Source organism: Bacillus sp. BPN334, from assembly GCF_008368885.1.
Taxonomy (GTDB): domain Bacteria; phylum Bacillota; class Bacilli; order Bacillales; family Bacillaceae_G; genus Bacillus_A; species Bacillus_A wiedmannii.
Window position 1 is genome coordinate 457,589 of record NZ_QOZW01000012.1, and the last position, 21,592, is coordinate 479,180.

A 21,592-nucleotide genomic window follows, 5' to 3' on the forward strand; every position below is an offset into this window, starting at 1 on the left:
GCTTTCACTTCCCGTCCAATTAATTCACCATATCCTGCTTTGTAAATACTACAAACGAAATAATAAGGGACACAACGGCCCATACAGTTAAATTCATTAAAGAAAACCCCATCGATAACCCTTGTAATGCAGGTAATTTTCCTGATAGATAATCTGTTAATGATAAATTCACACTAAAAATATATTTCGCACCTTCCCAAGATGTTGCGAATGAGCTTAAAATACCACCTGCAATTAGTGCGGCTAACATAACGCCCATACCAGCTGGTGTATTTCGAATTAAAACGGAAACCATAAATGATATAGTTCCGACAACGATAGCAACAAACCAAGCTAATCCATACGCCATCAAAATATATTGCCACTGCGGAATAAGATGTACAAAATTCGTATTTAACGTTTCCTTATCAATAACAAACCCAGTTAAAACGGGTAAATTCCATCCTGAGTATCCAAATACAAGCCCTGATAATACGTAAGCAAACAAACCGACAAGGAGCAGTATGAGTGAAATGAAAAATAACATCGTCACGTACTTACTAAGGAGTATTTTCCAGCGCCGAATCGGCCGCGTAAGTAACATCTTCATCGTTCCATCACTTCGTTCTCCTGAAACAATATCAATAGCTACAATCATTACAAGAAGCGGAATAAACAATGTAATTCCTTGCTCAATAAACGCCCTTACAAAAGTGGGTGCGCCCGGTGCCATCGGGTTAATATCATGATCTAAATAATATTGTTGCTGCTCCACTCTTACCTTTAGCCAATCACGCCATTCTTCTGGTAGTCTAGAATTGTTCAAGCGGTTTTGAGAATCAACAATTTGTTGTTGCAGCGAAACTTTCCAATCCGTTGTACCTAGCCTTTTTTGTGTCGTTTCTACTTCACGATACTGCGCATACACAAAAAGTGGGATCAAGATTGCTAAAATAAGCATGACAACAAAAATACGTTTCTTACGATAAATTTTCTCCGATTCATTTAAAACTAGATTCGCAAATTCACGCATGCTGCTCACCCCTTGTGAGTTCAATAAATAAATCTTCTAGCGTAAATACAAGCTCCTTAACGCTATGCACATCTATCCCATTTTCTACAAAGTTTTTATTCCAACTACTTATAGATGCAATATCCATGCGGCATAGTAATCGATTATCTTCTATACTCACTTCTCTTACTTCCTTAGCATCTTCTAGCATATCTTTCGCTTTAGAAATCGGTGTAACAATCCATTCTACACGATCACTTGCTGTTTTAATTAAATCCTCAATCTTGGCAACTGTTATCATTTTTCCTTTATGAATAATCGCAACCCGATCGCATATCATTTGTACTTCACTTAGCAAGTGACTTGAAATAAACACACTCATATTTTCTTCTTTCACAAGCTTATGTATAAATTCCCTAAGTTCTCTAATTCCAGCTGGGTCTAAACCATTTGTCGGCTCATCTAATATGAGCAATTTTGGATTTCCAAGAAGCGCTTGCGCAATGCCGAGGCGCTGTTTCATACCAAGTGAGTACGTTTTTACCTTATCGTGAATTCTTTCATCTAAATGAACCATTTGAGCAATTTCAATAATACGTTCATCTGATATATCACCTAGCATACGGGCAAATTGCTTTAAATTTTCCCATCCAGTTAAATATGTATACAGTTCTGGGTTTTCAACGATACTCCCTATTTGACGCATCGCTTCTCTGAAATTTTCCTTAATTGAATAACCACCGATAGAAATCGTACCTTCTGTTTCTTTAATCAATCCAACTAACATTCGAATTGTAGTTGTTTTTCCGGCACCATTCGGCCCTAGGAAGCCAAACACTTCCCCTTGTTTTACATCGAAGGAAATATTCTCTACAATTGTCTTCTTTCCAATTACCTTCTTCACGTCTCGTACGGAAAGTATCGTCGTCATTTTACCCCTCCTTGTTCTAGTTTTAATTTACTCACAACATTTTGAACTAATCGGTCTGCCATATATGTATACCCTACTTCATTCGGATGAAAATGATCGGAGTATAATAATTCTTTCCCACGATTTTGGAATAAATCAAATGTCGGTGTAATATACACATTTTTATCATTTAGCGCTAATTTTTCTAAAGATGCATTCCAGTCTACAACGATGTTTGAAGAACCTTTTAAATCTTCTACATCTTCAAAAGGATTGTATAAACCAAGCCAAAAAATAGGGCTACCTGTATTTAACTTACGAATTTCTTCTATTATTTTCTTCGCTTCATTTTGGAACGTCGCCGTATCAGGACGGTATGTTTCTAAATCTATCTTTCCAAGCGATTCCCAACCTGGAAATAAATCATTTCCTCCAATTGTTAAAACGATTACATCTGCTTGCTTAATTGAATATTGAGCGCCACTACTCTCAATTTGTTTTAATAGATCGGGCATTTTTGCACCACTAACAGCTAAGTTTGTTAATGCAACCTTTTGCTTATAATCTTTTTGTAAATCCTCTTTCATACGCCCAATATAGCCAATTCCTTCTTTATCACCAACACCACGTGTTAATGAATCACCTAAACTAACGATTTGTAACGTTCCCGTTTTCTTTTTCTCTTTTGCCACTACATCGGTCTTTTTAATTAAATTTGAAGCTTTCGGATTTAACACATCATTTACACCTGAAACAAAGCCATATGCAAATAAACAGAAAGATGCAATTGTAATGAGTAGAATTACTTTTACTACTTTTGATCTCATATCAAAACCCCTTTTAGCCCTCATAGATTGTCCATAATTATACCAAACGCAATTTTGAAAAGCGATTTTCACACCTTATCTATTATGTTGTTTCCCTATGTACTAGTTCTGGCAATAACTCTACGTGCTTTACATCTATTTTCTCATCATTAATCTTTTCATATAATAATTCAAATGCCTTCACGCCAACATTTTTACTAGAATACGAAATCGTCGTAATGCCTAAAATATCTGCGACATCTTGATCATCACAACCGATAATCGTAATATCTTCTGGAATACGAATTCCTTGTTTTTTTGCTTCCGTTACCATTCCCGCTGCAATATGGTTGCAAGATACAAGAAACGCAGTTGGTTTCACTGACATACAGACCCATTCCCTGATTACATTACGTCCATCTTCCACTGTAAAACAGCCCTTAAACTTCCAGGCCTCTATCGGTGTTACAGCAATCTGTTGAAGCGAATCCTCATACGCTTGTTTTCTTCTCTGACTATTAATGCTATTACTTCTTCCAATGCAATACCCAATACTTGTATGGCCGGCATCTATTAAGCTCTTCATGCCGCGCGAAAAGACTTTATAGTAATTAATATGCACACTCGAAATGAAATTCGAGTCTATTTCTTCACACATAACAATTGGACCAAATTTCGTATATTCTTCAAGCTTTTCCTTACTATTTGCTCGGGAACATATAATAACCCCATCAAGCTTTTTCATTTTTAACATATTCAAAATTTCTAATTCTCTTTCCTCACTATAATTCGTCTGACAAAGCATCATATTATAGTTATTCTTTGCTGTTTCCTTTGATATTCCCTCGATAATAGCGCTATAATATTGATCATTTACGTGCGGTAATAAAACACCAATGACATTCGTTTTTCCTTTCACTAAATGAATTGCATTCACATTTTGCGTATAATTTAATTCTTCTATAATTGTTAAAATTTCTTTTCGTTTCTGTTCATTCACATATGGATGATTATTCAATACACGTGAAACAGTTGAAACAGATACTCCAGCAAGTTCAGCAATCTTCCTTATATTCGTCATCTCATTTTCCCCTTCTCGAAAAAATTCTCCCTTGACCTGGTAAGCTTTCCACAATATATCCTTTCCTAGCAAATACATTTTGAAAGGATATACAACTATGCTCCGATTCAAATTAGAATATATATTTTTCATTGGCGGTCTACTCATTCTCGCCATCGGTATTAATATGATGACGACAATTACTTCTTTTGGACTTAGCCCTTATGATTCCTTCTTTATTGCACTATATCAAAATTTCGGGGTAAGTATCGGTTTTTGGATTTTCATGATTAATTTTGCTTTTACCCTTATCGTTCTCTTTTGGAATAAAAAACAAATAACAATTGGTACAATCGTAACGATGGTTCTTATTTCTCTTTTTGTTGATTGGATTGGTTCCATTACAACTATTATGGACACTATCCGTTCTCTTCCAAAATATATAACACTTATTTGCGGAAATCTATTCGTTGGAGCTGGGATTGGTCTTTACGTCTCTACAAACCTTTGCGCAGCACCTCAAGAAGCTTTCGTTTTAACCGTTGCTGAGAAAAAGAAATGGACATTTAGAAGAACAGAAATTTCATTAGCGTTTTTATTTTTAACATTAAGTTTTTTATTAGATGGACCTATCTATTTTGGAACAATCATCTTATCCTTTACAACAGGCTGGATTATCCAAGCATTTATTCAAATTGGTACGCAGATTTTAAATAGAAAAGAGCCTGTTAAGCAAGCTGCTTAACAGGCTCTTTCTGTTTTATGATAAGGGATACTACTTAGCATCCCCTTCAATTCGATAGTTTGCTTTCAAACAATCTATTTCTTCATACCCTTGCAACGTATGTAGAATATAATCATAATCAGCAAGAGACGCACGATGCGTCACGATTACAATTTCAGCCTTCCCTTTCTCTTCAAGCGGCATTTGAATAATCTTTTCAAAGCTAACGCCACGCTCAGAGAATAATGAAGTAATTTTTGCAAATACACCAATTTCATCTTTTACATGAAGTCTTAAAAATTTCTTCACAACAATTTCGTCTGGCTCTTTTAATACTTTTTTATACTGCGGGGATACCGCACTATTTCCGTTTACACCTAATCGAATATTTTGCATTACAGCTACTAAATCTGAAACAACAGCTGTTGCTGTCGGTAAACTTCCTGCACCTGGCCCATAAAACATCGTTTCTCCGACCGCTTCACCATACACATATACAGCGTTATATTCGTTTTGCACAGCCGCAAGAGGATGTGTATTTGGAAGTAGTGTCGGTTCAACTGTCACCTCTAATTTTTCACCATCTCGCTTCGCAAGACCGATTAATTTAATCGTGTATCCTAAACTCTTACTGTATTCAATATCTTCTTCTGTAATAGAAGTAATCCCTTTTACCTTTACATCTCCAAGCTCTACATTTGTAGAAAAACCAAGGGTAGCCAAAATCGTCATTTTTCTCGCTGCATCTAAACCTTCCACATCTGATGTTGGATCTGCTTCTGCAAATCCAAGTTGTTGGGCTTCTTTTAACACGTCGTTATATGCTCTCCCTTCATCTGACATTTTCGTCAAAATAAAATTTGTCGTTCCATTTACAATTCCCATTACTTTCGTAATAAGATCTGAAGAAAGTCCTTCTACGATACTTCGTAAAATCGGAATCCCTCCGGCTACACTCGCTTCATAAAACAAATCTGCTTTATTATCTTTTGCTACCGCTAACAGTTCCGCCCCATGTAACGCCATTAAATCTTTATTGGCAGTCACAACATGCTTCCCACTTTGTAAGGCTTGCAAAATATATGCTTTTGCATCATCAATGCCACCCATCACTTCGATGACAACGTCAATATTTGGATTATCTAAAATTTCATTTGCATATTGTGTTAATAGAGTAGAAGGTACCTCTACTTCTCTCTCTTTTTCAATATTTTGTACTAGTACTTTCGTTACTTTTACAGGACAACCTACTTGGTGGATAAGTCGCTCTTGATGATCTGTAATGATACGAACTACACCGCTACCAACTGTCCCAAGACCTAATAAACCAATTTGAATTTCTTTCATAATCCTGTCCACCCCTCAAAAATTGTGTTTAGATGAAATTATATGAGTAAAAAATCTGAAAAACAATGTTTTTTGAACATTCGGAAAAATATAAGTTAATCTTTACAAAGAAAACGTTGCCACGTGTTACACAATCTTTTTTTATAATACATAAGGGGTTTCTTGATACACGTAATAATTCAGCCAATTAGAGAATAATAGATTCCCATGGCTTCTCCACCTTACAAGTGGTTTCTCATTTGGATTATTATGCTTAAAATAATTTTTCGGCACATCAATATTTAACCCTTTTTGGCGGTCCCGTTCGTATTCTTGCTTTAACGTATCACAACTATATTCACTATGCCCGAGCGCAAACACTTGCCTTCCTTCTTGCCCAATGACAAGGTGAACACCCGCTTCCTCAGAATTTGCTAATAATGTTAAGTCTGTCACCTCTCTAATATCACTCTCTCGTACTTCTGTATGACGAGAATGCGGGGCAAAAAACAATTCATCAAACCCTTGTAACAATTTCACATGTTGCTCACAGACTTCATGTTCAAATACACCGAACATTTTTTCCTTAAGAGGATGCTTTGGAACACCATAATGATGATACAAGCCAGCCTGTGCCCCCCAGCAAATATGAAGCGTAGATGTTACATTCTTTTTTGAATACTCCATAATACGTTTAAGCTCTTCCCAATAATCTACCTCTTCAAAAGAAAGAGTTTCAACTGGTGCTCCTGTAATAATAAGTCCATCAAATTTCTCATTCTCAATATCACGAAATGTTTTATAGAAACTCGTTAAATGGTCCTGCGCTACATTGCGAGACAAATGTGATTCCATATGAAGTAAGTGAACATCTAATTGCAACGGTGTGTTGCCAATTAAACGAAGTAATTGCGCTTCTGTTTCTTGCTTTGTAGGCATTAAATTTAAGATAGCAATTTTCAATGCCCGGATATCTTGTGTTTCTGCTCGCTCCTTCGTCATTACAAAAATATTTTCCTTCTGCAACACTTTGCGAGCTGGTAAATCTTTATCAATTATGATCGGCATGTTCTTTGCCTCCGACTAGCGCTGCTTCTAAATCTGCAATAATATCAGAAACATCTTCTATACCAACCGATAAACGAATTAAATCTGATGTAACGCCAGCTAGACGCTGATCTTCAGCACTTAATTGTCTATGCGTTGTGCTAGCAGGATGTATAACGCAAGTTCGTGCATCCGCTACATGCGTTACGAGAGTTGCTAGTTTTACATTTGCGATAAATTCTTTCGCTGCTTCTAATCCGCCCTTAATGCCGAATGTTAAAACACCACTAGCACCTTTTTTCAAATACGTTTGTGCTAACGAGTAATTTTCATTGCTATCTAATCCAGGATAATTCACCCATTCAATACGTTCATGGTTAGCAAGCCACTTAGCAACTGCGAGAGCATTTTCACTATGACGCTCCATTCTTAAATGCAGCGTTTCTAAGCCGATATTGCTAATATACGCATTGAATGGGCTCATACAGTTTCCGTAGTCTCTTAATAATTGAACACGCGCCTTCACAATATAAGCTGCTGCACCAAAATTTTGAACGTAACTTACGCCGTGATAACTTGGATCCGGTTCAACAAGTTCAGGATATTTCCCATTTGTCCAATCGAAGTTCCCTCCGTCAATGACAATGCCGCCTAAAGAGCTTGCATGACCATCAATATATTTCGTCGTAGAATGAACGATAATATTTGCTCCGTGCTCAAATGCTTGGCATAAATAAGGAGTTGCTAATGTATTATCCACGATAAAAGGTACTTCTAACTCTTTCGCTGCATCTGAAAATTCTTTGAAATTTAAAACGTTCATCGCTGGATTTCCTAACGACTCTGCATAAACAAGTTTCGTCTTATCATTAGCAAGGGCCACAATTTCATCAGCACTTAAATTCGGATTAAAGAACGTAACGTCAATACCAAGCTTACGCAAACTCACTCCAAATAAATTAAACGTTCCGCCATAAACTGTGGAAGAACAAAGCAAGTGGTCTCCGCTACTACAAATATTTAAAACAGCAAGCATAATAGCAGCCTGCCCAGAAGCCGTTGCAACAGCTCCTACACCACCCTCTAAATCCGCTAACTTTTGCTCAAATGCAGCTAAAGTAGGATTTCCAATACGCGTATATATATATCCTTCTACCTCTAAATTAAATAGCGCTGCTAAATCATCTGAAGTATCGTATTTATACGTTGTACTTTGATAAAGTGGCAAAACACGCGGTTCACCATTCTTTGGTGTATAGCCACCTTGCACACAAATTGTTCCTTTTCCCCATGATTCTCCCATCTCTCATTCTCCTTTCTTTTATACAAAATAAAAAAACTGCTCCTTTCCTGAAAACAAGAAAGGAGCAGTTTGAAAACACGCTCTAAAGGCTCTTTCTTATCTTTCAGGATTATTACCTGCAGGATTTGGCACAATTCCGTTATACGGCTGTTGCCAAGGTTTCATCGGGCCTGTCCCTCCACCTTTTCTTGATAAGACTATGCAATTACCGTTGATTTTATAGCAATAATTTCCTAATGTCAATCAGTTTTTCTGAATGTTCTAAATTAAATACAAAAAAATTCAACATGCATAACAAAAGAAATATATTCCATATTCATTTGAAAAAGACCTTTTAAAACCCACGATTACTATATAAAATTAAGTAAGTAGTTTAACTGTATACATTTCAAACTCTCACGAGACCTCAATATATTGAATAAGCCCACCTCTCAAAAAGATACTATACATATTCCTTTCACAGTAGCATATTTAATCCTTTCGACATTGAAACTTACATAACGGAGGTATAACATGACAAACACAAAGGACATGCACTATATACTCGTCCTATACGGCATTCTTTTAGGCTCTATAGTGGGAGCTACAGTCTGGCTATTTTTAGTTACAATAAATATCGGCATTCACTTTATTTGGGGATACTTACCTACTATTTTCTCTTCTCCCCCGTGTTACACTATTTGTGTAACAACTATCGGTGGTATTCTCGTTGGTTTAACCCAAAAATACTTCGGCACATATCCACGTCTTATGCCGGAAGTGATGAGTGAATATAAAAAAACAGGTAGAATTGAATACCGTTTTGTACATAAAGCTACTTTAACTGCAATTATCGTTTTAATATTTGGAGCTAGCTTAGGTCCCGAAGCAGCACTTGTTGGAATTATCGGTGGACTTTGTACATGGGTAGGGGATCGCTTTACATTCGCATTAAAAGGAATGAATGAACTAACAGAGGTTGGAATTGGTGCTACTTTAAGTGTAATTTTTAACGCGCCATTATTCGGTTATTTAGCTCCAAATGAAAATGAGGGTGAGCAAATTAACGAATTTTCCAAAGGAAAAAAAGCAATTGTATATTTAGCTACTACTTTCGCTGGCTTTTCCATTTATTTATTACTTAGTAAATTCGATAATCGCGGATCCTTTATCGTTGATTTTGGGGAAGGTTCCCTTTCTCTTAATGAATGGATTGCCTTTCTACCACTTGCTAGTATTGGTGCTATAGTTGGTTTCTTTTATTTCAAATTTGAATTCACATTAGAGAAATTAATCCATCCCTTCAGGGAATACAAACTATCACTTGGAATTATCGGTGGTATTTTATTAGGAATTACAGGAACTGTTCTCCCGTACACGTTATTCTCAGGAGAACACCAATTAAAAGATTTAGTCGTTGAATGGAGTCATTTATCCTTCTGGGTACTACTTCTTTCAGGTGTTTTAAAATTATGTATTACTGCCGTTTGTTTAAATACAGGTTGGCGCGGTGGACATATTTTCCCAATTATATTTGCTGGATCTAGTATCGGATATGCTATAGCTTCCATTATCCCGATAGATCCAATCGCTTCGGTAGCCATCGTCACGACAGCAATTTCAAGCTATGCATTAAGAAAACCAATTGCTATCACATTACTATTACTCATGTTTTTCCCGCTCAATTTACTATTACCGATGCTTGGAGCGGCAGCGATTGGTAATGCATTTCCACTTCCTAAAAACAACGAAGCTACAAACGAATAAAAATAGGCAGTAGGGACAAAAGTTCCACTGCCTATTTTTATTACACACGTTGCTTCAATAATGCATATAACTCTTCAAAATTTTGCACTTCATATGTTGGCACAATCTCGCTATGATTTGATTTCATTTCTGGATTAAACCAACAAGTATCAATTCCTGCTACATATCCGCCTTTCATATCAGCACTTAACGAATCTCCAATAATAAGCCCTTCTTCAGGAGCAAAATTAGGAATTCGTTCAAAAACATAATCAAAGTACTCTTTCATCGGCTTTTGGAATCCTGTATCTTCAGAAACGAAAATATCTTGAAACAAGGCATGTAATCCTGCATTACGTAAACGTTTATCTTGCGTCTGAGAAATACCGTTTGTCACTATATATAAATCGTACTCACTTTGAATTTGACTTATGAATTCAAATGCACCTTGCATGAGCTGATTTCCTTCTTCTAAGTAACTACGATAATTATTTTCGAATAATATCCCATCTACCTCTTCCCCGTATTCTTTAAACAAAATCGAAAATCGTGTATTTAAGACTTCATCACGATTTATTTCCCCTTCTTCAAAAGCCTCCCAAAGGTGTTTATTAATTTTTTTATACTGCGCTTCAACCTCTCTAGTTAGAGGGATTTCGTTCTCTTCGAACAGCATACGTAACGCCATTTTCTCCGCTTTTTGAAAATCTAACAATGTATCATCTACATCAAATAACAATGTTTTATATTTTTTCATAATCCCTTCACACTCTCTTTTCTACAAAATAAATTTACGTAAATCGTATCATTCCTTCTTGTAAACATAATAGGAGATATCTCATACTAAACATGAGGTGAAAACATGAAAGTTAGCAAAAATAGCAAGGAAATCTCTCATTACGTGCAAACTTCCAACTTCCATACTCTTTTTTCTTTTGATGTCTTACCATATGCTGAACTACATTCTTTTCAAAAGAAAGAAAGGATATGTAATGAAGGCGTTGATGTTCCTTATCTTTATTACTTAATTTCCGGAAAAGCAAAAATATATATGAGCCACAAAAATGGGAGGGTCTCCTTAATTAACTTTATTCAAGCCCCTTCGTTCATTGGGGAATTAGGCTTAATCGGCGTTGAATCCGTTACGAAAACGGTGGAAGTACTTGAAGATTGTATGTGCTTGGCGCTCCCCCTTAAAAATTGTCAGCATCTTTTATTGCAAGATGCTACCTTTCTACAGAAACTATGCAAATTTATCGGTGAAAAAACAATTACCCGAACAGAAAGTTACGCCAAAAACAATAGTTATCCGTTCGAAAATCGATTAGCGGCGTTTATTCTATTAACAGGACAAAATAACAGTTATACAGAAAAACATACCGAAGCTTCGGAATACCTAAATGTCAGCTACCGCCATCTTTTATATGTATTAAACCAGTTTTGCCAGCAAAATTACTTAAAAAAAGACGGAAGAACCTATTACATACTAGATCGAATTCAATTAGAAAAACTGGCTGACGAACTTAAAATATAAAAAAAGTAGCATTAACGTTTACCTGTTAATGCTACTTTTTTTCGAGTGACGATTCTATTTTCAATTAAAATTTGCTTGCTACTTTAGCTGCTTCTTCAAGACCAGCTGTAATGATCTCTTCTGCTTTATCTGGGAATTGGTTATGTCCTTCAATAACTACTGTTTCCATATTTGTTGCACCGAAGAAGCCCATCATGCTTGCTACATATTTAACAGCCATTTCTACTTCAGCTGCTGGACCTTCAGAATATACGCCGCCGCGCGCGTTTAATAATGCAATCTTCTTATCTCCAATTAGACCAACTGGACCTTCTGGCGTATATTTAAACGTTTTGCCAGCTCGGTTTAAATAATCAATATATGTGTGTAGCACTGCTGGAATCGTTAAGTTCCATAATGGGAAACCGAAAACGACTTTATCAGCTTCTAAAAATTGATTTAAATACTTATCAGCAACTGCTACTGCTTTTGCTTCCTCTTCCGTTAAATCAAACCCTTTACCTGCTTTGAATGTACCATTAATCATATCTACGCCTACATATGGTAATTCTTCTTTATATAAATCAAGTTCTACTACTGTATCATTTGGATGTGCTTCTTTATAGTTTGCTAAAAATGCCTCGTATAATTTCACACTAACTGCTTGTTCCGCTGGGCGGTTGTTTGCTTTTACAAATAAAACTGTTGCCATTGTTTTTCCTCCTAGTACTCACTCTTCTGTTGTTATATGCTTTCAAAAAAGGTATCCCTTGTAATTGTTGTTTTGTTGCTTACAAACATATTTTATCTTTATATCAAGACAATTTCGTCCTCACATAGACGTATTTTTCTATAAAAAAAGTCCACCTTCTAAAGGCGAACTAGGTCTTACGACTTTTGTCTTATACAATTCCATTTTTCACTGCATATAATGCTGCTTGCGTGCGATCAGATAAATTCAACTTACTCAAAATACTACTTACATGCGCTTTTACCGTTTTTTCTGTAATAACTAAAACAGAAGCGATCTCTTTATTACTCATCCCTTTCGCTAATAGCTGCAACACTTCATTTTCTCTCGCCGTTAGCACATCCACTTGAATAGAAGGTTCTTCTTCCTTTTCTTCCACAGGTAATGTTTGAGAGAGAAGAGTATTTGCTATATCCGGATGTAATTGAATATTACCTTTATATGCGCTTCGAATAGCTTCAACAAGCTGATCCGGTTCTACATCTTTTAAAATATACCCACTTGCCCCCGCCCTTAACGCTGGTAAAACATGCGCCTGATCAGAAAAGCTAGTTAATACAATTACTTTCACATTCGGATATTCTTTTTTGATGCACGCCGTCGCCTCGACACCATCCATTTCGGGCATATATAAATCCATTAATACAACATCAGGATTCGTTTCCCCTACTTTCACTAACGCTTCTTTCCCATTATTTGCTTCTCCAACTAACGCTAAATCTTCCTGTGTACTTAAGAAAAATGCTAATCCTTTTAAAACGACTGTATGGTCATCAACTAACAATACTTTTATTTTCACAAACTTCCCTCATTTTCACATCATAATGGTACTTTTACTTTTACACTTGTTCTTTTCTTATCACTTACAATTTTAATTGTTCCACCGACTAATTCTACTCTTTCTCGCATCGTAGTCATACCGAGTGATTTCTTCTCTTTTATATCCTTTTCTACAAAGCCGTTTCCTTGATCGACTATTTCTAATGATACATTCTTCTCCGTCACTTTGAAATAAATCGCCGCTTCTCTGACATTCGCATGTTTACTTACGTTATTTAAAGCTTCTTGTCCAATTCGCCATAGTGCTTCCTCTACTACGCGCGGTAAATCACGCACACCTGTAACTTGTTCCCGAATTTTCAATCCCAAACTTTCACCATATTGTTTTAAAGCTGGTAATAGTCCTTTCTCTAATCCTGCTGGACGTAGTTGCCAAATTAACGTCCTCATTTCTTTTAAAGCACCTTGCGATAACTCACGTATCTCATGCAAAGACTGATCTACCTTTTCGTTTTTCCCCTTTAAGACGGCTTCGGCACCTTTCGTCATGAAAGTTAATGAAAACAACTTTTGTGAAACAGAATCATGCAAATCTCTAGCTAAACGATTACGTTCTTCCATTCGTACAAGTTCTCGGCGCTTTTCATTTAACCTTAAGTTCTCTATCATTAACGATATATGATTGGCTAACGCCTGTACTACATCTATTGTATTTATATCAAATTCTCCATTATTCGAACTTACACTTAGTACGCCAAATATATGATCTTGAATATGTATGGGAATGGCAATAACTGCACGATTAGGATGTACGATATTCCCAACCTGACTCTTTAACAAAACAGACTCTTCTTTTTTCAGAGCTTCCTGTGCCGCTGACTTCAAATCCTCTTGTAGCTCATCTATCTTATATGAGGCCCTTACAGCAAGTTCATTTTCTTCTCTAATAAAGAATACAACTTGCTCCCATAGAAATAACTTCCCAATTTGCTTTACAATCTCCTCAGGCAATTCATTAAATTTATGAATCGTCCTTAAAGCTTGAATAAAGCGGTCTAACTTTACATAATAATGAGCCCTTCTCTTTTCATTTTCATACAATTTTGTGCGTTTTAATGCTGTTCCAATTTGGAAAGCAACTGATTGTAATAGCACTAACTCTTCTTCAGAAAAATGCGTTTTACCTGGACTAGCCACATTTAATACGCCAAATTCATCTCCACCCGCTTTTAGTGGCACTGTCGCATGATGCACAATCCCTTCTGTATCTCCCCAGTTATATTCAACCGCATTATTAATTCTCTTACATTCAATAATATTAACGGCTTTCTCTAGTTTCCCTTCCACAAATCGGTGTAAACACCAACAATTCCCCTCACACATCGGTCGTTTATTTTCAAATCTTAATCCCTCTGGTAATTGATAATCAATTAATTTTGTATATCTACCATTTTCATCCGCAAGAAATATCCATCCTGTCGTTAAACCTGTTACATTCAACAGTTTTTCCAACACAGCTTGCAGCACATGATATGTATCATTTGAGGTGTTCAACGTCTCTGCAATCTCTTTTAATATAACTAATTCATTCGTACGATTCTCTTGAAACATAATTCGTCTCCTACATACAAGATTTTAAATCGCCCCTAAAGTAAATCATCTACTTTTCACTTTGTACTTATTCGTAACATTGATATAATGGTGAAAACACAGTTTTCATTATATCACTTGAGGGGGACTTCATAATGACATTAAATAAAGCACTTACTATCGCTGGTTCTGACACAAGTGGCGGTGCTGGTATACAAGCAGATTTAAAAACATTCCAAGAACTTGGTGTATACGGAATGACATCTCTTACGACAATCGTAACGATGGATCCACATAACGGTTGGGCACATAACGTATTCCCAATCCCAGCTTCTACATTAAAACCACAATTAGAAACGACAATTGAAGGTGTTGGAGTAGATGCTTTAAAAACAGGTATGCTTGGATCAGTAGAAATTATTGAAATGGTTGCTGAAACAATCGAAAAACATAATTTCAAAAATGTAGTAGTTGACCCTGTTATGGTATGTAAAGGTGCTGATGAAGCATTACATCCTGAAACGAACGATTGCTTACGTGACGTTCTTGTTCCAAAGGCATTAGTTGTAACACCCAACTTATTTGAAGCTTACCAATTAAGTGGCGTAAAGATTAATTCTCTTGAAGACATGAAAGAAGCAGCAAAAAAAATCCACGCTTTAGGTGCGAAATACGTCCTAATTAAAGGCGGTAGCAAGCTTGGTACGGAAACTGCAATCGACGTCCTATATGATGGAAAAACATTCGATCTTCTAGAATCAGAAAAAATTGATACGACAAATACACACGGCGCAGGTTGCACATATTCTGCTGCAATTACAGCAGAACTTGCAAAAGGAAAAACTGTGAAAGAAGCAGTAAAAACTGCTAAAGAATTTATCACAGCTGCTATCCGTTATTCATTCAAGATCAACGAATACGTAGGCCCAACACATCACGGTGCATATCGTAAATTCGTTGCATCAAAAGAACTTGTCTAACATATAAATGAAAACACCCACAGAGTATATATATTACCTCTCTGTGGGTGTTTTTTATAACTCTTCTGGTCATCTTATCTTTAAGATGCAGAACTAACCTGATTTCTACCATTTCTTTTGGAGTAATATAATGCATCATCAGCAGCTTGAATAAATCGCTCTGGTGATTCTTCATACACTGAAATTCCTACTGAAACTGTAATTTTTATTTTTGTTCCATTTAGCAATTGAAATGGATGGTTTTCAACAGCCGTGCGAACTTGTTCCCCCATACGCATTCCACAAGCTAATTCTTTCTGCGGTATCAAAAGCGCGAACTCTTCCCCACCCTTTCGAAAAGCCAAATCTGGAAACGTTGAAACTTCTCGTAAAATGTGCCCCATTTGTTTTAATACTTCATCTCCCGCAGGATGCCCATACGTATCATTTACACACTTAAAATGATCAATATCTATAAGTAGTAAACAAAGTGAATCATTTTTCATGCGCTTATTACCAATATGACGATTCATCTCTAAATCAAACTGTCTTACGTTCCCTAAACCTGTCAGTGCATCTATCGTTGCGTATTGCTTCATCGCTTGAAATAACTCATTGGATTGTAATACATAATTTGCGCTTATAAATGTGATATATGCTGCAACACCACTACAAACTAAATATAATGCTACTATAGACATATCCTTAAATAAAATAGAAAGTGGCACCGTTAAAATAGATAAACTATATACATTAAACCAGATCCACCTTTTAAATATAGAAGCTTTCATCCGCCAAATGAAAATAATTCCAAAACCTATCAATACAATTGTATAACAAGCCAATTCAGAGGCTAAAGAGTACTCAGTAAGAAATAATCGGGTAATTAATATAATAGTAACTGTTATGCTACTAGCTATCGGACCTCCAATTATAATTGCCAAAATAACAGCTAAATAACGTAGATCCAACATAATATCTTCAATATGTACACCAAAATGCATCAACAGTACACTTAATATTCCAGTAAGAATACCTACTACACATTTCTGCCAAAGAGAAAACTCTTCTTTTAACGGCCTATCTCTTAAAAGCTGACCTCCAACAAAAATAAAGGAAAGAATAATGGTTGTGTTTACAAATAAGTCCCTTAACATAAAATAATCTCCCAACTTGTCTATCTATCCCTTTCCTTATTTTATTGTATACGAGATACCTATAATTCCCAAAGTTTTTTATTTATTTTTGCTGTTCCACGTGAAACAGCAAAAATAAAAAAGGACGAAAATTCGCCCTTTTCATTAACAACAGCGTGATATCTTTCCGCCCTTTGCATTAAATCTAGCCTCTTGCGCTTCTGCAAAAAATTGTTTTTGACATACAACCTCTTCTTCTGGATGATGCTTTTTCATATGCTCTACATATGTTTCATAACTTGGTACCCCAACCAGTAAACTAATAAAGTGTTTTCTTTGTCCCCATACTTTCCGTAGTCGTTTAAGCATAATAGTTCCTCGACTCACTTTCATCTCTAGAAATATATGGCGCCTCTTTTAGCGGCATCGGCTTATTTCTTAATACTTGAATCCAAATTCGAATTGCAGAAATTAATACAGCGATTACAACTATCATAAAAATCCCGCAAAGCGCTGCATCAATATAATCATTGAAAATAATTTGCTTCATTTGAGCAACATTTTTAGCTGGTGCTAACACTTTCCCCTCATCTAATGCTCCTTGGAACACCTTTGCGTGAGATAGAAATCCTATTTTAGGGTTTTCATGAAATAACTTTTGATAACCCGCCGTCATCGTTACAATAAGCAATCCAACAGTTGGAATAAGTGTCACCCAAACATATGCCTTTTTCCCCATTTTGAACAAAATTGTCGTTCCAAGTAATAATGCAATACCTGCTAACATTTGATTTGCAATACCGAAAAGTGGCCATAACGTATTAATTCCACCAAGTGGATCTACTACCCCTTGGTATAAGAAATAACCCCATCCTAATACGCATAACGTTGTAGCTATCACATTCGCTAATGTAGAATCCGTTTTCCCAAATGGCTTATATACATGTCCTAAAATATCTTGAATCATAAATCGGCCTACACGTGTTCCAGCATCAATCGTTGTTAAAATAAATAGCGCTTCAAAGAGAATCGCAAAATGATACCAAAAGGCCATCATGGCCGTTCCACCTATTACTTGTGAGAAAATATATGCCATACCTATCGCTAACGTTGGTGCACCACCTGTACGTGATAAAATCGTTTGCTCTCCAACGTTTACAGCAAGATCTTTTAGTTCATTTGGTGTAATAGCAAATCCCCATGAAGAAATAACTTGAGCTGCCTGCGAGACATCCGTACCGATAAGTGCTGCGGGACTATTAATCGCAAAATACGTTCCTGGTGTTAATACACAAGCTGCAATCATCGCCATCGCCGCTACAAATGATTCCATTAACATTGCCCCATAACCGATTGGCTGTGCGTGTCCCTCTTGTTCAATCATTTTTGGCGTCGTACCTGATGAAACGAGAGCATGGAATCCTGACACCGCACCACAAGCAATTGTAATAAATAAGAATGGGAATAGGTTTCCAGAGAAAACAGGACCTGTTCCATCGATAAATTTCGAAACTGCTGGCATTTGTAAATCTGGTGCTACAATTAAAATACCAATTGCTAATCCAACAATTGTTCCGACTTTTAAAAATGTGCTTAAATAATCACGTGGTGCTAAAAGCATCCAAACTGGTAAGGCCGATGCGATAAATCCATATACAATAAGCATAATAGCAATCGTTTCACCGCTAAACGTGAACATGCTTGCAAGCGTTGGATGTTCTGCTACATACTGTCCTCCAATAAGAGACAGTATAAGTAGAATAATTCCGATCACTGACCCTTCACCAACCCGTCCAGGTCTAATGTAGCGCATGTACACTCCCATTAAAATAGCGATAGGAATCGTTGCTGCTATTGTAAACATTCCCCAAGGACTTCCGACAAGCGCCTTTACTACTACTAATGCTAATACTGCTAATAAAATAATCATAATACCTAAAATGCCTATCATTGCAATAAGCCCTGTAACAGGACCGATCTCATCTTTAATCATTTCTCCTAAAGATTTACCATTCCGTCTCATCGAAGCAAATAAAATTACAAAATCTTGTACAGCTCCAGCGACAACTACCCCAACAATAATCCATATTGTCCCTGGTAAATATCCCATTTGCGCTGCCAAAATCGGTCCTACTAAAGGGCCTGCCCCAGCAATTGCTGCAAAATGGTGCCCAAATAATACCCACTTATTTGTCGGAACATAATCTTTTCCATCGTTTAATGTATGGGCTGGCGTTTGCCGATTATTATCTAAACCAAATACCTTTCTCGCTATAAATTTACTATAAAAGCGGTAAGCAACTGCATACACACATACCGCAGCTACTAAGAGCCACACGGCATTAATAGTTTCACCTTGTGATAAAGCTATTACACCAAATGCACCTGCGCCTACTGCTGCAATAACTCCCCATAGTAAAATCGACTTCAATGTTTTCACATACAATCCCCCCAATACTATTGCTTAGTGGGATTGTACTAAATTTTCTGAATATTTAATTTGAATCCTCCTTATCATGAAGGATTTTTAGTTTATCATGTTAAAAAACTCGCATTACCTACTATAATTCAATCTTATTTCGAAGTCGTTTCACATAATTACGACTAACTGGAATTGGTTGCTCATCATATTTATCTAAATACAGATTATATGTACCATTATAATAAGGTTTTAGTTCTTGTACATATGACATATTAATTAAATAACTTTTATGCACACGTAAAAAATCATATGCATTTAGCTTATTTTCCAGCTCCTGAAGTGTATATGTTGAAATATACTGATTATTTGTTGTATAAATTGAAACCGTTTTGTTTTCCTTATTTTTGCTTACATATACAATATCTTCAGGGAAAATATACCGAATTCCCTCTTGACCTTCTATCGGTAGCTTTCGCAAATAACTCTTTGCTTTCTCGCCTTGCTCTTTACACATTCTATATAAAAGGAATTGCAAATCTTCCTCACGAAATGGGCGTAGTAAATAATAGAATGCTTGAAAACGAAATGCGGTAATCGACTCTTCTATATCTTCACCCATAAAAATCAATTTCGTATAACAATTTACTTCCCGTAATAAACTCGCATATTCAAAACCAGTTCCATCTAGTAATTTTGAATTCAAGAAAACAAAATCTGGTGTATGCTTTTTCATAATAAATAATGATTCTGTCCCCGTATTCGCTTCAAAACATTCTACATTCCTTATATTTTCAGTAAATTTGTCCGCTAAACTTCTTCGCTCTTCTGCTTCTTCCATGATCAGTAAAATTTTCATTTCTTCAACCACCTAATTCTTTTGTCCATATGTCTTGTTGTATACATTCGCTTTTATAAGAAACATTCCCTTTTTCTTACTATACCATTATTTATCTAAAAAAACAGAAAAAAGGAAACCACGACGGTTCCCCTGCCCTTTTATTCCATTATTTGTAGGAAGTAACACTCACTGAATTGTTACTTCCCCAAAAACGCAATTGGTGCTGGCTAATAATCAGTGGGGGATAAATCCCTCACCGATTAAAGTTTCACCTTATACTAATTCTCGTTGCTTCGTTTCTTGCCCAAGTAGAATTACAGCAACTACGCCAATCAAAATTGATCCACAGAAAATCGTAAATATTAGTGATAGTGAAGCCTGTGAAGTAACTAAATATCCTACTAATAGCGGACCAAGAATACCACCAATACGGCCGAATGCTGCTGCCATCCCTGCACCTGTACCACGAATAACCGTTGGATACTGTTCCGGTGTATAAGCGTATAATGCACCCCAAGCACCTAAATTAAAGAAGGATAGTAACATGCCTGCTACGATTAATACGGTTAATGACTCCGCCACTCCAAACAAGTAAGCACTACATGCTGTACCGATCAAATACGTAACTAAAACGAACTTACGACCAAGTCGTTCAATAAACCAAGCAGCCGTGAAATATCCTGGCAATTGAGCTAACGTCATAATAAGTACGTACTGGAAACTTTTTATTAAACTAAATCCTTTTAATACCATTACACTAGGTAACCAAAGGAACATCCCATAGTAAGAAAAGACAACAGAAAACCATAGAATCCATAACATAATTGTTGCCTTACGATATTCACCAGACCAAACCAACTTTACATTTTCGATAACAGATGGTCTTTTTTCATCCTTTTGAAATCTCGGAGAATCCGGTAAATTCCATCTTAAATATAAAGCATATAGTGCCGGAACCGCGCTCAATACCATTGCAACTTCCCAACCATATTTCGGAATAACAAAATACGAGATAAGAGCTGCAATTAACCATCCACCTGCCCAAAAGCTTTCTAATAGCACAACTATTTTGCCACGTTCATGCGCTTCAACGCTCTCTGATACTAATGTAGAAGCAACTGGAAGTTCTCCGCCAAGCCCCATACCAATTAAAAATCGTAAAACAAGGAACATCGCAAGTGTTGTCGTTAAAGCAGTTAAACCACTACCGATAGAAAATAGTAATAATGTAATAATAAAGACTGATTTACGTCCTATTTTATCTGATAGTATTCCAAAAACGAGCGCTCCGACTGCCATACCAATTGAATTAATGCTGCCTATCCAGCCCATTTCTTGCGTACTTAATCCCCAATCTTTTTGCAATGCTACCATTACGAATGAAAGCATTCCAACATCCATTGCATCAAATAACCATCCAAGCCCTGCTATACCAAGTAGCTTTCGCTTCGAAATTTCTTTCCCCTTGCCCATAAGAAGTCCTCCTTACACAGCTGTCTTTACACATCATTTTACATGTGTGAATTGTATAAGTAAAATACTTTCGTACAAAAAATTCTCCTTCATCATGCCCAAAAAGTAAAATACTCATCCCACTATTTGAGGGCAGTAAGACTCTCACCTCAAAATTCAGCTGAAGCAAAGAGGTTAGATGGAAAATCAACTGCCGTTAAACGTCCGATTGGTGAGGATTAACCATCAGTGGTGGATG

20 protein-coding genes and 1 riboswitch are annotated in these 21,592 nt (G+C 36.4%); of the genes, 4 read left to right on the forward strand and 16 right to left on the reverse strand.

Annotated elements, in window-relative coordinates:
- Nucleotides 1-19: 19 nt before the first annotated feature.
- From DN393_RS20070 to DN393_RS20085, 4 genes are read right to left on the reverse strand one after another with little or no spacing between them, the layout of a single operon-like run.
- Complete coding sequence (locus tag DN393_RS20070) at nucleotides 20-1,012, reverse strand: ABC transporter permease subunit (RefSeq protein WP_001206503.1); 993 nt, start codon at nucleotides 1,010-1,012, stop codon at nucleotides 20-22.
- Nucleotides 1,005-1,922, reverse strand: coding sequence for an ABC transporter ATP-binding protein (locus DN393_RS20075; protein ID WP_088047717.1), 918 nt, complete (start codon nucleotides 1,920-1,922; stop codon nucleotides 1,005-1,007). Before DN393_RS20075 ends, DN393_RS20070 begins: the two co-directional genes overlap by 8 nt.
- Nucleotides 1,919-2,800, reverse strand: a complete 882-nt coding sequence (locus DN393_RS20080) for an SGNH/GDSL hydrolase family protein (protein ID WP_141525220.1) — start codon at nucleotides 2,798-2,800, stop codon at nucleotides 1,919-1,921. Before DN393_RS20080 ends, DN393_RS20075 begins: the two co-directional genes overlap by 4 nt.
- 10 nt (nucleotides 2,801-2,810) lie before the next feature.
- Nucleotides 2,811-3,788 (reverse strand): LacI family DNA-binding transcriptional regulator, encoded by a 978-nt coding sequence (locus DN393_RS20085; RefSeq protein ID WP_149173792.1) that lies wholly within the window; start codon nucleotides 3,786-3,788, stop codon nucleotides 2,811-2,813.
- A 97-nt stretch (nucleotides 3,789-3,885) separates the two neighbouring features.
- On the opposite strand from DN393_RS20085, the gene DN393_RS20090 reads away from it, so the two are divergent.
- Nucleotides 3,886-4,512 carry a YczE/YyaS/YitT family protein gene (locus DN393_RS20090; protein ID WP_064476056.1) on the forward strand — a complete coding sequence of 209 codons (627 nt, stop codon included), beginning with the start codon at nucleotides 3,886-3,888 and terminating at the stop codon, nucleotides 4,510-4,512.
- Between the two features lie 30 nt (nucleotides 4,513-4,542).
- Here DN393_RS20090 and DN393_RS20095 read toward each other — a convergent pair whose 3' ends face one another.
- From DN393_RS20095 to DN393_RS20105, 3 genes are all read right to left on the reverse strand, one after another.
- On the reverse strand, nucleotides 4,543-5,838 hold the full coding sequence (locus DN393_RS20095) for a homoserine dehydrogenase (protein WP_064476055.1): 1,296 nt from the start codon (nucleotides 5,836-5,838) through the stop codon (nucleotides 4,543-4,545).
- Nucleotides 5,839-5,979: 141 nt separating this feature from the next.
- Nucleotides 5,980-6,885, reverse strand: a complete 906-nt coding sequence (gene metA / locus DN393_RS20100) for a homoserine O-acetyltransferase MetA (RefSeq protein WP_064476054.1) — start codon at nucleotides 6,883-6,885, stop codon at nucleotides 5,980-5,982.
- Nucleotides 6,869-8,167: a bifunctional O-acetylhomoserine aminocarboxypropyltransferase/cysteine synthase gene (locus tag DN393_RS20105; RefSeq protein ID WP_149173793.1), complete on the reverse strand. Its 1,299-nt coding sequence runs from the start codon at nucleotides 8,165-8,167 to the stop codon at nucleotides 6,869-6,871. Before DN393_RS20105 ends, metA begins: the two co-directional genes overlap by 17 nt.
- Before the next feature lie 93 nt (nucleotides 8,168-8,260).
- Nucleotides 8,261-8,365: riboswitch (SAM riboswitch) on the reverse strand.
- Nucleotides 8,366-8,680: 315 nt separating this feature from the next.
- On the opposite strand from DN393_RS20105, the gene DN393_RS20110 reads away from it, so the two are divergent.
- Nucleotides 8,681-9,913 (forward strand): chloride channel protein, encoded by a 1,233-nt coding sequence (locus DN393_RS20110; RefSeq protein ID WP_149173794.1) that lies wholly within the window; start codon nucleotides 8,681-8,683, stop codon nucleotides 9,911-9,913.
- 40 nt (nucleotides 9,914-9,953) lie between these two features.
- Here DN393_RS20110 and DN393_RS20115 read toward each other — a convergent pair whose 3' ends face one another.
- Nucleotides 9,954-10,649 carry a YjjG family noncanonical pyrimidine nucleotidase gene (locus tag DN393_RS20115; protein ID WP_064476051.1) on the reverse strand — a complete coding sequence of 232 codons (696 nt, stop codon included), beginning with the start codon at nucleotides 10,647-10,649 and terminating at the stop codon, nucleotides 9,954-9,956.
- Nucleotides 10,650-10,754: 105 nt separating this feature from the next.
- Between DN393_RS20115 and DN393_RS20120 the strand changes: the two genes are divergently transcribed.
- Nucleotides 10,755-11,426: a transcriptional regulator YeiL gene (locus DN393_RS20120; protein WP_064476050.1), complete on the forward strand. Its 672-nt coding sequence runs from the start codon at nucleotides 10,755-10,757 to the stop codon at nucleotides 11,424-11,426.
- Nucleotides 11,427-11,490: 64 nt separating this feature from the next.
- On the opposite strand, the gene DN393_RS20125 is transcribed toward DN393_RS20120, so the two are convergent.
- The 3 genes from DN393_RS20125 to DN393_RS20140 form a co-directional block, all read right to left on the reverse strand.
- Entirely contained in the window at nucleotides 11,491-12,117 is a 627-nt protein-coding gene (locus tag DN393_RS20125; protein WP_000246726.1) for an FMN-dependent NADH-azoreductase, read from the reverse strand.
- A 190-nt stretch (nucleotides 12,118-12,307) separates the two neighbouring features.
- Entirely contained in the window at nucleotides 12,308-12,955 is a 648-nt protein-coding gene (locus DN393_RS20135) for a response regulator (protein WP_000695794.1), read from the reverse strand.
- A gap of 20 nt (nucleotides 12,956-12,975) precedes the next feature.
- A complete protein-coding gene (locus tag DN393_RS20140) occupies nucleotides 12,976-14,547 on the reverse strand; it encodes a GAF domain-containing sensor histidine kinase (RefSeq protein WP_149173795.1) in 1,572 nt (523 codons plus the stop codon).
- Between the two features lie 134 nt (nucleotides 14,548-14,681).
- Here DN393_RS20140 and pdxK point away from each other — a divergent pair, with 134 nt between their 5' ends.
- Nucleotides 14,682-15,506, forward strand: coding sequence for a pyridoxine/pyridoxal/pyridoxamine kinase (gene pdxK / locus DN393_RS20145; RefSeq protein ID WP_064476048.1), 825 nt, complete (start codon nucleotides 14,682-14,684; stop codon nucleotides 15,504-15,506).
- 80 nt (nucleotides 15,507-15,586) lie between these two features.
- On the opposite strand, the gene DN393_RS20155 is transcribed toward pdxK, so the two are convergent.
- From DN393_RS20155 to DN393_RS20175, 5 genes are all read right to left on the reverse strand, one after another.
- On the reverse strand, nucleotides 15,587-16,642 hold the full coding sequence (locus tag DN393_RS20155) for a GGDEF domain-containing protein (protein ID WP_149173796.1): 1,056 nt from the start codon (nucleotides 16,640-16,642) through the stop codon (nucleotides 15,587-15,589).
- 144 nt (nucleotides 16,643-16,786) lie between these two features.
- Entirely contained in the window at nucleotides 16,787-16,990 is a 204-nt protein-coding gene (locus DN393_RS20160; protein WP_048560464.1) for a YbdD/YjiX family protein, read from the reverse strand.
- Nucleotides 16,983-19,061, reverse strand: a complete 2,079-nt coding sequence (cstA, locus tag DN393_RS20165; protein WP_088047712.1) for a carbon starvation protein CstA — start codon at nucleotides 19,059-19,061, stop codon at nucleotides 16,983-16,985. Before cstA ends, DN393_RS20160 begins: the two co-directional genes overlap by 8 nt.
- Nucleotides 19,062-19,182: 121 nt before the next feature.
- A complete protein-coding gene (locus DN393_RS20170; protein ID WP_064476045.1) occupies nucleotides 19,183-19,899 on the reverse strand; it encodes a LytR/AlgR family response regulator transcription factor in 717 nt (238 codons plus the stop codon).
- Between the two features lie 255 nt (nucleotides 19,900-20,154).
- On the reverse strand, nucleotides 20,155-21,354 hold the full coding sequence (locus tag DN393_RS20175) for an MFS transporter (protein WP_149173797.1): 1,200 nt from the start codon (nucleotides 21,352-21,354) through the stop codon (nucleotides 20,155-20,157).
- Nucleotides 21,355-21,592 lie beyond the last annotated feature (238 nt).